Below are 13823 nucleotides of genomic sequence, written 5' to 3' on the forward strand. Positions count from 1 at the left end.
CGGGTGATCAAGCTTCGTCGAGACGGACCAGCCTCTGATCGACCTTCGCCGAGACGGATCGGCATCCATCCAAGTTCGATGAGACACGTCCGACCTCCACTGAGGCAGGTCGGTGGCCGACAGTCGGAATCCGTTGACGAGCGACAGTTACCGATATATCGTCGAGTTATCGAGACAGTTACTTCGAGACTGTCCGCAACGAGAGGTGGTGGGCGTCATGCGCCCAGGGAACCGGTACAGGGAGCAAGAGGGAGGCGGGCGCGGCGGACGTCGTCGCGGCCGGGGCCCGGAGTTCGGGGAGATCCCCGGCGAGGGGTTCGAGGGGCGGCGGGCCTTCGGGCCGTTCGGGCCGCCGTTCGGCGGCGGACCGGGCGGGCCGGGGTTCCCCGGCCGGCCGCCCGGCGGGCCGTTCGGGCACGGCTTCGGCGGTCACGGCCGCGGGCACGGCGGGCCGCGGGGCCGCCGTGGCGGCCGGGCCAGGCGCGGTGATGTCCGGGCCTCGCTGCTGGCGCTGCTCAAGGAGCGGCCGATGCACGGCTACGAGATGATCGCCGAGATCGCCGAGCGCACCGGCGGGGCCTGGCGGCCGAGCCCGGGTTCGATCTACCCGACCCTCCAACTGCTGGAGGAGGAGGGGCTGATCACCGCCCAGGAGGTCTCCGGCAAGCGCCTGGTCCAGCTCACCGAGGCGGGCCGGGCCGAGGCCGAGGCCGGCGCCAACGAGCCGTGGGCGGAGGCCGGCCGCGAGGTCGACTGGGAGGCCGTCCAGGAGGTCGGTCAGGCACTCGGTGCGGTGGACGCCGCGATCCGGCAGGTGATGGCCACGGGCACCGAGGCGCAGCGCGCCAAGGGGCTCGCCGTCCTCACCGAGGCCCGGAAGAAGCTCTACCTGATCCTCGCCGAGGATGACTGACCGACGCGGGGGGGAGAGTGGTCGGGCGGTGCTGCCGACCGGTCGCAACGCCCTAGTCGCGTACGGCGAACAGGGCCACGCAGACCATCAGCAGCACCGCCCAGCCGAACCACAGCCAGCCGTTGGAGCCGATCGTCACGCTGTAGAGGCTGATCAGCACCAGCAGCCCGGCGGCCAGGAAGACCGCCTGCCGGCCGCGCCGGACGCCGCCGTGACCACTGCCGCCGGTTCTCGGGTGCCGCTTGACGTGCGCCATGTCCGTCCTCCTGCTGCCGCGGCGGCCGCCGGGGCCGTCCGCACCGTCGGACGCGGCGCCGCCGTCACTCGGGCGTGTGCCCGGACTGCTCGGGTGTGACCACGGACGGGTCGGGCGCGTGCCCCGACGCCGGTCCGTCGAACTCGTAGCGCCAGTGCCAGCGGGCGCCCCGGTGCTGCTTGGCGCGGACGTAGACCAGCGTCTCGGCCGGTACGTCCCCGTGGGCGGGCACCGGGACCCGGTAGGTCTTGGGCACGCCGTTGAACGGACCGAGCGGGATCGGCAGGATCCGGCCGTCCAGTGGTCCGCCGATGAATTCGGTGTCCGCGCTTCTCACCCCACCAGCGTCTCACCTCGGCGCCTGAGGCGCGGCGACGGGGCGGCCCGGGGCGCGCGGCCGGACGGGGCGCTACGGCGGAGCCGTGAATCCTGGCGGCCCCGCCGGCCGGCTCGGCCGCACCGCGGGCGCGTCCCCCGCCACCAGCGGTTTCCCCTCGCAGGCGCGCCTCCCGGTGAGGGCCTTCGCCGGTCGGGAGGGCCCCGCCGGCGACCGTGCGACCGGCGCGCGGGCGTGACCGGCTGTGACCGGGTGGGTGGCTGCGGTCCGGGATCGGTCGTGGTGTGACCGGGGATGCACCGCCCCCGGTCATCCACAGGTCCCTCACACCCTTATCCTGCTCTGTACGCCCTCGGGTCATCGCCCGGGTCAGCGGGCCCGTACGGGCCGGGTGAGACGCGCGTCCGCGCGTCCGTCCGCCGAGCCGCAACTCTCGTACTCCGTACCGTGACCCCGAGCGTCGACCGTCCGGTGACCCCGGCTCCGGCCGGGCGGCGGAGACGGCAGACCGAGCCCCCCGGGAAGCAGCGGGGCCCGTCCGGTGTTGCCTCGCATGAGTTGCGTCCGATGCTGTGCCGCACCAGGCACGGCAGGTGTACGGAAGGGGCCCGATGGAAGCCAGCAGCAGGTGGACTACCTGGTGGCAGAAGCGCGATCGTCAGCGGGTCCGCCCGGTGGCGTCGGACAGCCCCGCCGCCCGTCTGGATCAGCTGCTCGGCGCCGTCCGCGCCGGCTTCCCGCTCGCACCGGCCGCGCACCCGGCGGGCTATCGGTGTTCGTGCGACCGGGTCGGCTGTCCGGCCCCCGCCCAGCACCCGGTGTCCTTCGCCTGGCAGACGCAGGCGACCACCGATCCCGAGCAGCTCGCCCGCTGGCTCTCGCGCGACCCGCAGGCGAACTTCATCACCGCCACCGGCCGCGCCCACGACGTCCTGGACGTCCCCGCCGAGGCCGGTGTGCTGGCCCTCGCCAGACTCTCCGAGCTGGGGGTCGGCGGCCCGGTCGCCGCCGTCGGCGAGGACCGCTACCTGTTCTTCACCGCCACCCGCGGCACCCCCATCGACGAGGACGAGTGGTGGCCCAGCGCGCTGGACTCCACCCCCGACACCATGTCCGAGCACCCCGGGCTGCGCTGGCACTGCCGGGGCTCGTACACGCTGCTCCCGCCGGCCGCGCTGCCGGACGGCTCCGAGGTGCGCTGGCTGCGCGGCCCCGAGCAGCCGCTGCCGGACCCGCTGCGGGTCCTCGACGTGCTGACCGACGCCTGCACGGAGGTCGGCGCGGTGGCCGAGGAGCAGTGGCTGATCGGCTGACCGGCCGCTTGCACCGCTCGGCCGCGCGGGCGGCGGTCCGGGCCCGGCCGGGGAGGTCACGGCGGCGGGCCCGGCCGGCACGTCACGGCAGGGTGAGGACCTCGGCGCCGTCCGCCGTCACCACCAGCGTGTGCTCGAACTGGGCGGTCCGCCGGCGGTCCTTGGTGACGACCGTCCAGCCGTCCTCCCAGATCTCGTAGTCGTAGGTGCCCAGGGTGAGCATCGGCTCGATCGTGAAGGTCATCCCCGGCTTGATCACCTCGGTGGCCCGCTCGCTGTCGTAGTGCGGGATGATCAGGCCGGAGTGGAACGACGTGTTGATCCCGTGCCCGGTGAAGTCCCGCACCACGCCGTAGTCGAAGCGCTTGGCGTAGGACTCGATCACCCGCCCGATCACATTGACCTGCCGGCCCGGCTTCACGGCCTTGATCGCCCGGTTCAGCGACTCCCGGGTGCGCTCGACCAGCAGCCGGGACTCCTCGTCCACGTCGCCGCAGAGGTACGTCGCGTTGAGGTCGCCGTGCACCCCGTGGATGAACGCGGTGGCGTCGATGTTGACGATGTCGCCGTCCTGCAGGACGGTCGAGTCCGGGATGCCGTGGCAGATCACCTCGTTGATCGAGGTGCAGATCGACTTGGGGAAGCCGCGGTAGCCCAGGTCGGACGGGTACGCGTCGTGGTCGCACATGTACTCGTGGGCGACGGCGTCCAGCTCGTCGGTGGTGACCCCCGGCGCGATCAGCTTCGCGGCCTCCTCCATCGCCCGGGCGGCGATCCGGCTCGCGATCCGCATCTTCTCGATCGTCTCGGCGCTCTGCACCTCGGGCCCGGTGTACGGGGTGGGCGCGGGCCGGCCCACGTACTCGGGGCGGGCGATGTGCGCCGGAACCTTGCGGGTGGGGGACTGGATGCCGGGTACGAGAGCCATGACGGCGAGTCTATCCGCCGGGCCCCGGCCGCCCCGGCGGGTTGTCCGGGGGCGTCACCGGGCATGATCGACACGAGGTCCGAGCAACAGACGTCCGACCGACAGGAGAAGCCCGAGATGGCTCTGGGATTCAACCGCAAGCCGACCGGGAAGCCCGGCGAGTGGTTCTACTGCATCAAGCACGCCAAGGTCGAGGAGGGCCCGGAGTGCCCGGCCAAGGACCGTCTCGGCCCGTACGCCTCCCGGGAGGAGGCCGGCCAGGCGCTGGCGATCGCGGACGAGCGCAACCGGGAGTGGCGCGACGACCCCCGCTGGCAGGACGAGGCGGCCGGCGGGGCCAAGGAGGACTGACCCCGGGGGCCGGACCGGGCCCGGCGGCGGCCGGCGGTACGGTTCGGCCGCCCCTCGGGGCCGGTCGCCGGGGCCGGTCACCGTGCCTCGCCGGCCGGGCCCGGGGTTCAGCGGATCCGCCCCTCCAGGACCAGTGCCCAGGCCAGGCAGCCCAGGGCGCCGGTCGAGGCGATCGCGCGGACGATGTTCCAGCGCACCCAGGTGCCCTCGAAGTGCGCGCGCAGCCCGGCGAGGTCGGCGATCCCGTCCGGCGCGCCGGCGGCGGCGAGTTGGTTGTTGAGCGGCACGTTGACCGCCGAGGTGACCACGAACATCACCCCGTACAGCACGATCGCGGCCACGATCCAGGGCAGCACCGAGCGCGCCCCGCCCTGCCGGTGCAGCGCCGCGGTGATCCCGGTGAGCAGGATCGCGCCGCCGAAGCCGATCCCGAACCAGCCGTTGAGTATCGACGTGTTGATCCGCTGCATCACGTCGACGAAGGTGCGGTCGTCCACCCCGCGCAGCGCGATCATCACGGAGCAGGCGTAGGCGTAGAAGAGGCCGGCGGTGAGACCCATGGTGACGGTCGCCGCGAGCAGTGAGGCGGTTCTGAGCACGGGCATCGGGATCTCCTGGAGGCCGGGGCGGCGGCCGGGGCCGGGTGCGGACGGTTTCTGTCGCTCTGTCAGTCAACCGTGGCGGCCCCGGCGGGGCCATGGTCGAGAGGCTCACGGGCATACGCGGGCGTCCAGGCGCTGTCCTAGACTCGGCGGTATGGACGCACTCGCGGGTCTGCTGGACGGGCCGAGGGCCCGGGGCGCCTTCCTGCTCAGGTCGGTGCTCGACCCGCCGTGGTCGCTGCGGATCCAGGACCGCGCGCCGCTCACCCTGGTCCAGGTGGAGCGCAGTGAGGCGTGGATCGTCCCCGACGAGGGCGAGCCGCGACGACTGCGGCCGGGCGACATCGCGGTGCTCCGCGGCCCCGACCCGTACACGATCGCCGACGACCCGGCCACCGAGCCGCAGATCGTGATCCATCCCGGTGAGCTGTCCACCACCCCGGACGGCCGGGAGCTCTGCGACGACATGAACCTCGGGGTGCGTACCTGGGGCGACAACCCGGACGGCTCGGCCGTGCTGATCAGCGGCACCTACCAGCTGGACGGCGAGGTGAGCCGGCGGCTGCTGGCCGCCCTGCCGCAGGTGCTGGTGGTGCCCGCCGAGGCCTGGAGCAGTCCGCTGCCGGCGCTGCTGGCGGAGGAGATCGGCCGGGACGAGCCGGGCCAGGAGGTGATGCTCGACCGGCTGCTCGACCTGCTGCTGATCGCGGTCCTGCGGGCCTGGTTCTCCCGCCCGGAGGCCGACGCCCCGGCCTGGTACCGGGCCCAGGGCGACCCGGTGGTCGGCCGGGCGCTGAAACTGCTGGACGGGGACCCGGCCCGGCCCTGGACGGTCGCCCTGCTCGCCGCGGAGGCCGGCGTCTCGCGGGCCGCGCTGGCCCGCCGCTTCACCGAACTGGTCGGTGAGCCGTCGATGGCGTACCTGACCGGCCGGCGGCTCTCGCTCGCCGCCGACCTGCTGTGCGAACCGGAGGCCACGGTCGGCTCGGTGGCCCGCCGGGTCGGCTACGGCAGCGCCTTCGCGCTGAGCACCGCCTTCAAGCGCGAACGCGGCGTCAGCCCTCAGGCGCACCGCGAGGGCGCGCGGGCCGGCGCCCCCGCGACGGCCGGCCGCGGTTGAGCGGCCCGCCGTCGCACGGAAGATGACGGCCGCTCAGCCCACCGGCAGCGGCTGCTTCTCCCGTTCGGCCTTCACCGCCGCGACGTGCGGGTCCGTCCGGGCGTCGTACGCGAGCAGTTTGGGCAGCGCCGCCGCCAGCGCCACCACGCCGACCACGCAGGCGAGCCCGCCCGCCCAGATCGAGCCGCGGACGCCGATCGCCCCCGCCATCGCGCCGACCCGGACCTGACCCAGCTGCGGTCCCACCGAGTAGCTCAGCAGCTCCACGCCGGCCAGCCGGCCGCGCAGCTCGTCCGGGATGGACTGGTTCCACATGGTGGCCCGGCCAAGGCCGCTGACGTTGTCCGCGCCGCCCGCCACCGCCAGCAGGAGCAGCACCAGCCAGATGTTGCCGGCCAGTCCCGCGCCCGCCATCGCGGCGCCCCAGCCGAGCGCGGCGAGCACCACCATCCGCCCGTGCCGGTGCACCCGGGACGCCCAGCCGCTGGTCGCCGAGACCACCAGCGACCCGACCGCCGAGGCGCCGTACATCAGGCCGAGGGCCCAGTGTGCGTCCAACTCGTCGGCGAGGAAGGGGAAGACGGCGTTGGGGAAGGCGAACAGCATCGCGCAGATGTCCACCACGTAGGTCCCGAGCAGCTCGGGGCGGCCGCGGGCGTACCGCAGGCCCGCCGCGATCCCGGCCAGCGAGGGCTTCGCCGCGCCGGTGGGCGGCGGCACCGCCCGCATCCGGGCGAGCAGCAGCAGTGAGACCGCGAAGGTCAGCACGTCCAGGGCGTACGCGGTCTGCACCCCGGCGAAGGCCACGATCAGGCCGGCCAGCGCCGGGCCGAGGATCGAACCGGCGCTGCGGTACAGCGAGGTGAGGGCGTACGCGGCGGTCATCTGGTCGTGCGCGACGATCCGCGGGGTGAGGGTGTCCAGCGCCGGGCGCTGCAGGCCGTCCAGGGCCGCGACCAGGCCGACCACCAGGTAGACCGGCCAGAGCAGCGGGGTCGGCAGCAGTGCGTTGAGCAGCAGCAGCCCGGACAGCAGGCCCAGGCCGGCCTCCGACGCCAGGACCAGCTTGCGGCGGTCGAGCGCGTCGGCGAGCGCGCCGCCCCAGAGCCCGAAGACGATCAGCGGGATCAGTTCGACCGCGCCCACCAGGCCCACCGCCAGGTAGGAGCCGGTCATTTCCTTGATCTGGAGCGGGACGGCGATGTACGTGAGAAAGCTGCCGAAGGTGGTGACGCAGCCGGCGCTCCAGAGCAGCCGGAAGTCCCGCGACGAGCGCCAGGGCGCCAGGTCCGGGAGGAGGCCGCGCAGCAGGGTGCGCAGCCGGTTTGTATGCGGTGGTTCGTCGTTCACGAGGGGAAATCCTCCGCCGTGCCGGCGGCCGCGCGCAACGGGATTTCCGGCGACCCGCCGGGCCCCGGCCCGCACGCGCGGGCGGCCGGCCGGCCGCGGCCGGGTTCACCAGCGGGCCACCGGGGGTGCGGTCAGCCGCCGGGCCAGCTCGGCCAGCCGGCGGCCGGCGCGCGCGGCGCGCTCGCCGGCCGCCGCGCTGACCAGGTGCTGGACCAGCTCGAAGGGCTCCCCGCCGGCCCCCGCCACGGTCAGCGACTCGTGCGCCAGCGCGGCCAGCTCACGGTCCCCGGTCTCCACGGCCAGTACGGTCGCACCGGCCCGGCGGGCGTCCAGCACCCGCTCCAGCAGCGCGGGGCCGGCCCCGGCGGGGGCCGTCACCAGGACGGTCGCGCCGCGCCCGGCCGCCGCCAGCCTGGGCAGGCCGTGCGCGAGGTGGGCCGGCGCGCCGGGCGGCACCGCGTGCCGCAGCAGGGTGGGGGCCAGCCGTGGGACGCCCGACCGGTCGGCCTCGTCGGCCAGGTGGGCTGCCAGGTGCCAGGGCTCGTAGCCGGCGTCGCCGACCAGCAGCAGGCCGGCGGCCGAGCGCCGGGTGACCGAGTGCCGCAGGGCGCCCGCGAAGGCCCGCGTCGACTCGATCCAGCCCGTCCCGGCCAGGCTCTCCCGGAGTGCCGAAACTCTCACCGCGTCCATGCGGTCAAGCATGTCGTGGGGCCCGGGGCTTTGGCAGGATCATCGGCATGACATCCCTCGATTCAGCGACCAACCCGGCCCACGACCTGCCCGACGTCTCGCAGCTCGTCGTCGGCGTCCTGGGCGGCACCGGCGACCAGGGCCGGGGCCTGGCGTACCGGCTGGCCAAGGCCGGCCAGCAGGTGATCATCGGCTCCCGGACGGCGGAGCGGGCCGAGGCCTCGGCGGCCGACCTGGGTCTCGGGGTGCGGGGCGCCGACAACGCGACCACCGCGCGGGAGAGCGACATCGTGATCGTCGCGGTGCCCTGGGACGGCCACGCCCCCACCCTGTCGGCCCTGCGCGAGGAGCTGGCCGGCAAGATCGTGGTCGACTGCGTCAACCCGCTGGGCTTCGACAAGCAGGGCGCGTACGCCCTGAAGCCGGAGGAGGGCAGCGCCGCGCAGCAGGCCGCCGCCCTGCTGCCGGACTCCCGGGTCACCGCGGCCTTCCACCACCTCTCGGCGGTGCTGCTGCAGGACGAGTCGATCGAGGAGATCGACACCGACGTGATGGTGCTCGGGGAGGAGCGGGCGGCGACCGACATCGTGCAGGCGCTGGCCGGGCGGATCCCCGGGATGCGGGGCGTCTTCGCCGGCCGGCTGCGCAACGCCCACCAGGTGGAGTCGCTGGTGGCCAACCTGATCTCGGTCAACCGCCGGTACAAGGCCCACGCGGGGCTGCGGATCACCGACGTCTGACCTGGCCGACGTCCGAAGCGGCCTGCGTCCGGTCGGGCCTCCGTCTGACCTGGCCGACGTCCGAAGCGGCCTGCGTCCGACCGGGCCTCCGTCTGACCTGGCCGACGTCCGAAGCGGCCTGCGTCCGGTCGGCCGGCGCTCGGCGGGGTGCCTCGGGGTCCGTCCGCCCCTCCGCCCGGTACCCGGCCGCGCCGTGCCGAAGGCCCCCTCGACCGCGTCGAGGGGGCCTTCGGTGACAATGGGAGCCGACCGTACCCGGCTTTAGGAGCCCCCCGCCATGCCCCGCACCGCCCTCTACGCCTCGATCGTCCTCATCCTCGCGGTGGCCGCCGCGGTGGTGTCCTTCGTGCAGGGCAACTGGCTGGGTGTGGTCTGGGTGCTGCTGGCGGGTGTGTCGAGCAACATCGCCTGGTTCCACGTCCGCAAGGAGCGGCTGGCGAAGGCCGCCGACCCCGGCCACTGACCGGGCCCGCCGGGCCGGCAGGTCCTGGCGCGGCCGGCGCCCGCCCGGCTCAGTGGTTCCAGAACCGGAACAGGTAGTCGCCGACCCAGATGACCCCGCGGTCCACACCGAACAGCTCGGTGATCCCGTAGACCACGTCGAAGAAGAACCGGTTCACCTGGGGCTGCCACAGCAGCGCGAACACGGCCAGCATCCCGTACATCGCGAACGGCTCGACCGCGCGGCGGACCTTCGGCGACAGCCACGGCTCGACGATCCCGTAGCCGTCCAGACCCGGGACCGGCAGCAGGTTCAGCAGGGCGGCGCTGACCTGGAACATCGCCAGGTACGCCAGCGCGGCCGGCAGCGGCGAGAGGTCCAGGGTGCGGCCGCCGATCTCGATCAGCCGGTCGGGGTCGTCGAACCAGCCGGCGCCCACCGCCGTCAGCAGGACGCCCGCGAACAGCACGTTCACCAGCGGCCCGGCGGCGGAGATCAGGCTGTGCTTCAGCCGCCCGCTGATCCGGTGCCGCTCGATGTAGACCGCGCCGCCGGGCAGGCCGATGCCGCCCAGGATCACGAAGACCACCGGCAGCACGAAGCTGAACAGCACGTTGGTGTACTTCAGCGGGTTGAGCGTCAGGTAGCCCTTGGCGCCGATGCTGATGTCCCCGCCGTGCAGCGCGGTCCGCGCGTGCCCGTACTCGTGCAGGCACAGCGAGACCATCCAGCCCGCCACCACGAACAGGAACACCCCGAAACCGGAGTTCCCCCAGCCGGACCAGACGGCCCAGCCGGAGGTGCCGAGTACCGCCAGCAGCACCCAGAACACCGGGCTGATCCGGCGTTCCTCGCTGCGCGAGCGCCGTGCTTCGGCAAAGGTCATGGTGGTCAGGCTCCGGAGGGTCGAGGGTGCGGACGACACGGGGGCGGACGTCCGTCGGGGTCGGGTGCCCGGGGCGGGCAGGGGTCCGATCATGCCGGGCGGCCCCGGCCCGGACAAGCCGCTCCGGGTGAACGTACGGGACGGCCTCGCTGGTTCCGGGCGTGGCGAGGGCCCGGCGGCGGGCCCGGGCGGGGGCCCGGGCGGGGGTCAGGGCGGGGGTCAGGGCGGAGGTCCGGGCGGCGAGCCCGGGAGTACGGAGCCGGCCGGTGGCGGCGGACCGGAACCGTCACCACCGGATATTTGTGCGTCCGCGGCTCCAGGTGTCGACCAGAATGGGCGGGTGCACTACGGCATCCTCGGCACCACCACGGCCCACCACGACGACGGTACGGCGATCCCGCTCGGCGGGGCCCGGCTGCGCGCGCTCCTCGCCGCGCTGGCCCTGCGGCAGGGCCGGCCGGTCCCGGCCGACCTGCTGGCCGAGGAGGTCTGGGGCGCCGAGCCGCCGCAGGACGCCGCCGCGGCGCTGCAGACCCTGGTCGGACGGCTGCGGCGGACCGTCGGCCGCGGCGAGATCGGCTCCGGCCCGGCCGGGTACTGGCTGACCCGCCCGGACACCGACCTCGCCGAGTTCCAACGACTCTCCGCCGAGGGCCGCCGGGCCATGGAGGCGGCCGACCACGCCGTCGCCGCCGAGCGGCTGCGCGAGGCGCTGGCCCTCTGGCGCGGCGCGGCCCTCGCCGACCTGCCGGACCTGGGTGGTCCGGCCATCCGGCTGGAGGCCCAGCGGGAGGAGACCCGCCGGCACCGGATCAGCGCCGACCTGGCCCTGGGCCGGGCCGCCGAGCTGACCGCCGAACTGGCCGGGCTGGCCGAGCAGCACCCGCTGGACGAGCAGGTCCAGTACCTGCTGATCCGGGCGCTGCACGACAGTGGCCGCAGCTCCGAGGCGCTGCGCCAGTACGAGCGGGTGCGGCGCGTGCTGGCCGACGAGCTGGGCACCGACCCGGGCCGTCAACTGCGCGCACTGCACGGCGAGTTGCTCCGCCCGGCGGATCCCTCGCCGGAGCCGGCCGGGGGCCCTGGCCGGCCGGGCCGGGGCCTGGACGGGGCCCACCCGCCGATGAACGGCGACCTGTGGGCCCCCTCCGCGGCCCCCGCCCCGACACCCCCCGCCCCGACACCCCCCGCGTCGCACGCCGCCCCCGCACCCCAGGCCCTGACCGCCCGGCCGACGCCCGGGCCGGCCGCCCAGCCGCCGGCCCCGGCCGCGCGCACCGCCGGCAACCTGCGGGCCAGGCTCACCAGCTTCGTCGGCCGGGAGAGCGATCTGGCCGCCGTCAGAGCCGCCCTGACGGCAGGCCGGCTCACCACCCTCACCGGCCCCGGCGGCTCCGGCAAGACCCGCCTCTCGGTCGAGGCCGGCCGCGCCGAACTGGCCGCCGGGAACTGGCCGGACGGCGTGTGGCTGGCCGAACTCGCCCCGCTGGAGAGCCCCGAGGCCGTCCCCGGCGCGGTGTTCTCGGCGCTCGGCCTGCGCGAGACCGTGCTGCACACCGGCAACAAGGTCGTCGAGGTGATCGAGAACCGCACCGACGACCCGGTGCGCCGGATCGTCGAACACTGCGGCCGGCGCCGGATGCTGATCGTCCTGGACAACTGCGAGCACCTGATCCAGGCCGCCGCCGACCTCGCGGACCGGCTGCTGGCGGAATGCCCCGGCCTGACCGTGCTGGCCACCAGCCGGGAGCCGCTCGGCGTCCCCGGCGAGGCGGTGCTGCCGGTCGAACCGCTGCCCGACCCGGTCGCGCTGCGACTGCTCGCCGAGCGCGCCGCCGCCGGCCGGCCCGGCTTCGACCCCGACGCCGACCCCGAGGCCTGCGCGGAGATCTGCCGCCGGCTGGACGGCCTGCCGCTCGCCATCGAACTCGCGGCGGCCCGGCTGCGGGTGATGACGCCGCGCCAGATCGCCGACCGGCTGGACGGCCGCTTCGCCCTGCTCACCGCCGGCAGCCGCACCCTGCTGCCCCGCCAGCAGACCCTGCGCGCCGTGGTCGACTGGAGCTGGGACCTGCTCGGCAAGCGCGAACGGGCGGTACTGCGCCGGCTGTCGGCCTTCGCCGGCGGCTGGACACTGGAGGACGCCGAGGCGGTCTGCTCGGACGCGGCCGGGGTGCCCCGCGAGGATGTCGCCGACCTGCTGCTCTCGCTGGTCGACAAGTCCCTGGTGGTGGCCGGCCTGGACGCCGAGGGCCCGCCCCGCTACTGGATGCTGGAGACCATCCACGAGTACGCGGCCGAGCGGCTGGCGCAGACTCCCGAGGACGACGTCCAGCTGCGCCATCTGCGGCACTTCCGGGACGTGCTGCGCGCCACCGAGCCCGACCGGTACGGCCCGCGCCAGCTGGGCCTGATCAGCCTGCTGGAGCGGGAGAAGGACAACGTCCGGGTGGCGCTGCGCCGGGCCGTCGACCGGGGCGAGGAGCAGGACGCGCTGGTCATCGCGCTGGGCATGAGCTGGTTCTGGACCCTGCGCGGGTACAGTGCCGAGGCGCACTCCTGGTACGACGCGGTCGCGCAGCTCGGCCCCGATCCGTTCGCCGACGGCGCGCCCCCGGCCGAACCGCTCGCCGCCGACATCCTGCACTGCCCGCTGCCGATGACGCCGGACGTCCTGGCCGAGGCCCGCCGCCAGCTCCGGCTGTCGCGCCTGGTGAGCCAGTTCGAGGGCGACATGGAGGTGCTGGACAACGTCGAGGCCGCCGACCTGGCCCGCCGGATCATCCGGACGTACACCCCCGACCTGCCCCAGTCGTACAAGTTCCCGGCCCTGATGCGGGTCTTCGCGGCCTTCCTCGCGGGGAAGCTGGACCAGATGCGGGAGATGCTCGACGACGCGGTGGCGGGCTGCCGGGTGCACGGCAGCGACAGCGACCTGGCCTTCATCCTGCAGATCCGGGCGAAGATGATGAACGACTGGCCGGGCGGCCTGGAGGCCGGCATCCGGGACGGCGACGAGTCGCTGGCCCTGTTCACCCGGGCCGGTGACCGCTGGGGGATGTCGCAGGCGCTGGCGGCCCGGGCCGAGTCGCTGACCACGGCGGGGGAGACGGAGCAGGCCGTCGTCGCGTACCGGCAGGCCATCGAGCTGACCCAGGAGGTGGGGGCCCCGCAGGAGGTGCCGATGCTGATGGTGCAGCTCGGCAACGCCTTGATGGGCAGCGATCCGGCGGAGGGGGAGCGGATCGTCCGGGAGGCCCTGGAGCAGGTCGGGGACGGGACCCACGGCAGCAACGGCGCGGTGCTCTTCGGGCGACTGGTCCTCACCGGCCTGCACACCCTGCGTGAGGAGTTCACCGAGGCCCTGCAGGAGCTGGACGTCCTGGAGCAGGCCCAGGGCGAGTACGGCCCGTTGGTGCCCGGCCTGGTGCCCTCGCTGCTGTCCTGCATCCGGGGCTGGGTGACCGCCCGGTCCGGGGAGCCCGAACGTGGCCTGCTGCTGCTGATCGGCGGCTGGTCACTGCTGCGCGGGATGAAGAGTGAGGTGGGGGCCTTCGCCGAGCAGATGACGGTGCTGCTGGTGCCCGCCGCCGCGGGCGTGCTGCGGGTCTTCGCCGAGCGTGACCAGGACCTCGACTGCGCCCGCCAGGCCGCCCGGCTGCTCGGCTCGCACGCCGGACTCAACGGTCCCAAGGGCGGCTTCCTGGACCAGGTGGAGGCACGGACGGCCGACCGCAGCCTGCGGCGGCTGCTGGGCGACGACGGCTACGAGGCCGCGATCGCCCAAGGCGGTGGCCTCTCCCTGGGAGGGACCACCGCCGTTCTGGACTCGCTCGGTGACTGGGCGCGGGAGCGGGGGCTGGAGCTCTGAGGTCCCGACCCGCCCGCCCGCCCG

14 protein-coding genes are annotated in these 13823 nt (G+C 74.6%); 7 read left to right on the forward strand and 7 right to left on the reverse strand.

Going from position 1 to position 13823, the window contains the following annotated elements; genetic code table 11:
- Nucleotides 1-133: 133 nt before the first annotated feature.
- Nucleotides 134-913, forward strand: a complete 780-nt coding sequence (locus OG689_RS28975; protein WP_266323797.1) for a PadR family transcriptional regulator — start codon at nucleotides 134-136, stop codon at nucleotides 911-913.
- 52 nt (nucleotides 914-965) lie between these two features.
- Here OG689_RS28975 and OG689_RS28980 read toward each other — a convergent pair whose 3' ends face one another.
- A complete protein-coding gene (locus tag OG689_RS28980; RefSeq protein WP_266327791.1) occupies nucleotides 966-1169 on the reverse strand; it encodes a hypothetical protein in 204 nt (67 codons plus the stop codon).
- A gap of 64 nt (nucleotides 1170-1233) precedes the next feature.
- Entirely contained in the window at nucleotides 1234-1506 is a 273-nt protein-coding gene (locus tag OG689_RS28985; RefSeq protein WP_266323798.1) for a hypothetical protein, read from the reverse strand.
- Between the two features lie 611 nt (nucleotides 1507-2117).
- Between OG689_RS28985 and OG689_RS28990 the strand changes: the two genes are divergently transcribed.
- Nucleotides 2118-2819 (forward strand): bifunctional DNA primase/polymerase, encoded by a 702-nt coding sequence (locus tag OG689_RS28990; protein ID WP_266323799.1) that lies wholly within the window; start codon nucleotides 2118-2120, stop codon nucleotides 2817-2819.
- Nucleotides 2820-2901: 82 nt separating this feature from the next.
- Here the strand turns inward: OG689_RS28990 and map are convergent, their stop codons facing one another.
- Entirely contained in the window at nucleotides 2902-3747 is an 846-nt protein-coding gene (map, locus tag OG689_RS28995; RefSeq protein ID WP_266323800.1) for a type I methionyl aminopeptidase, read from the reverse strand.
- A gap of 117 nt (nucleotides 3748-3864) precedes the next feature.
- Here map and OG689_RS29000 point away from each other — a divergent pair, with 117 nt between their 5' ends.
- Nucleotides 3865-4098, forward strand: coding sequence for a hypothetical protein (locus OG689_RS29000; protein WP_266323801.1), 234 nt, complete (start codon nucleotides 3865-3867; stop codon nucleotides 4096-4098).
- 107 nt (nucleotides 4099-4205) lie between these two features.
- Here the strand turns inward: OG689_RS29000 and OG689_RS29005 are convergent, their stop codons facing one another.
- Complete coding sequence (locus OG689_RS29005; RefSeq protein WP_266323802.1) at nucleotides 4206-4703, reverse strand: anthrone oxygenase family protein; 498 nt, start codon at nucleotides 4701-4703, stop codon at nucleotides 4206-4208.
- Between the two features lie 151 nt (nucleotides 4704-4854).
- On the opposite strand from OG689_RS29005, the gene OG689_RS29010 reads away from it, so the two are divergent.
- Nucleotides 4855-5820 carry an AraC family transcriptional regulator gene (locus tag OG689_RS29010; RefSeq protein WP_266323803.1) on the forward strand — a complete coding sequence of 322 codons (966 nt, stop codon included), beginning with the start codon at nucleotides 4855-4857 and terminating at the stop codon, nucleotides 5818-5820.
- 33 nt (nucleotides 5821-5853) lie between these two features.
- On the opposite strand, the gene OG689_RS29015 is transcribed toward OG689_RS29010, so the two are convergent.
- Both OG689_RS29015 and OG689_RS29020 read right to left on the reverse strand, forming a co-directional pair.
- The gene (locus tag OG689_RS29015) at nucleotides 5854-7170 is read right to left on the reverse strand and encodes an MFS transporter (RefSeq protein ID WP_266323804.1); all 1317 of its coding nucleotides are present in this window, start codon (nucleotides 7168-7170) and stop codon (nucleotides 5854-5856) included.
- A 105-nt stretch (nucleotides 7171-7275) separates the two neighbouring features.
- On the reverse strand, nucleotides 7276-7860 hold the full coding sequence (locus tag OG689_RS29020) for a hypothetical protein (protein WP_266323805.1): 585 nt from the start codon (nucleotides 7858-7860) through the stop codon (nucleotides 7276-7278).
- 47 nt (nucleotides 7861-7907) lie between these two features.
- Between OG689_RS29020 and npdG the strand changes: the two genes are divergently transcribed.
- The gene (gene npdG, locus OG689_RS29025) at nucleotides 7908-8600 is read left to right on the forward strand and encodes an NADPH-dependent F420 reductase (protein WP_266323806.1); all 693 of its coding nucleotides are present in this window, start codon (nucleotides 7908-7910) and stop codon (nucleotides 8598-8600) included.
- A 277-nt stretch (nucleotides 8601-8877) separates the two neighbouring features.
- A complete protein-coding gene (locus OG689_RS29030; RefSeq protein ID WP_266323807.1) occupies nucleotides 8878-9063 on the forward strand; it encodes a hypothetical protein in 186 nt (61 codons plus the stop codon).
- A 49-nt stretch (nucleotides 9064-9112) separates the two neighbouring features.
- On the opposite strand, the gene OG689_RS29035 is transcribed toward OG689_RS29030, so the two are convergent.
- On the reverse strand, nucleotides 9113-9928 hold the full coding sequence (locus tag OG689_RS29035) for a site-2 protease family protein (RefSeq protein WP_266323808.1): 816 nt from the start codon (nucleotides 9926-9928) through the stop codon (nucleotides 9113-9115).
- A gap of 340 nt (nucleotides 9929-10268) precedes the next feature.
- Here OG689_RS29035 and OG689_RS29040 point away from each other — a divergent pair, with 340 nt between their 5' ends.
- Nucleotides 10269-13799, forward strand: a complete 3531-nt coding sequence (locus OG689_RS29040) for a BTAD domain-containing putative transcriptional regulator (RefSeq protein WP_266323809.1) — start codon at nucleotides 10269-10271, stop codon at nucleotides 13797-13799.
- Nucleotides 13800-13823 lie beyond the last annotated feature (24 nt).

This window comes from Kitasatospora sp. NBC_00240 (assembly GCF_026342405.1).
Lineage (GTDB): Bacteria > Actinomycetota > Actinomycetes > Streptomycetales > Streptomycetaceae > Kitasatospora.

What these genes read in the sequence shown, in the direction of transcription:
- OG689_RS28980 (WP_266327791.1), bottom strand. Translation starts at nt 1,169, where the DNA reads ATGGCGCACGTCAAGCGGCACCCGAGAACCGGCGGCAGTGGTCACGGC.
- OG689_RS28990 (WP_266323799.1), top strand. Translation starts at nt 2,118, where the DNA reads ATGGAAGCCAGCAGCAGGTGGACTACCTGGTGGCAGAAGCGCGATCGT.
- map (WP_266323800.1), bottom strand. Translation starts at nt 3,747, where the DNA reads ATGGCTCTCGTACCCGGCATCCAGTCCCCCACCCGCAAGGTTCCGGCG.
- OG689_RS29000 (WP_266323801.1), top strand. Translation starts at nt 3,865, where the DNA reads ATGGCTCTGGGATTCAACCGCAAGCCGACCGGGAAGCCCGGCGAGTGG.
- OG689_RS29005 (WP_266323802.1), bottom strand. Translation starts at nt 4,703, where the DNA reads ATGCCCGTGCTCAGAACCGCCTCACTGCTCGCGGCGACCGTCACCATG.
- OG689_RS29010 (WP_266323803.1), top strand. Translation starts at nt 4,855, where the DNA reads ATGGACGCACTCGCGGGTCTGCTGGACGGGCCGAGGGCCCGGGGCGCC.
- OG689_RS29020 (WP_266323805.1), bottom strand. Translation starts at nt 7,860, where the DNA reads ATGGACGCGGTGAGAGTTTCGGCACTCCGGGAGAGCCTGGCCGGGACG.
- npdG (WP_266323806.1), top strand. Translation starts at nt 7,908, where the DNA reads ATGACATCCCTCGATTCAGCGACCAACCCGGCCCACGACCTGCCCGAC.
- OG689_RS29030 (WP_266323807.1), top strand. Translation starts at nt 8,878, where the DNA reads ATGCCCCGCACCGCCCTCTACGCCTCGATCGTCCTCATCCTCGCGGTG.
- OG689_RS29035 (WP_266323808.1), bottom strand. Translation starts at nt 9,928, where the DNA reads ATGACCTTTGCCGAAGCACGGCGCTCGCGCAGCGAGGAACGCCGGATC.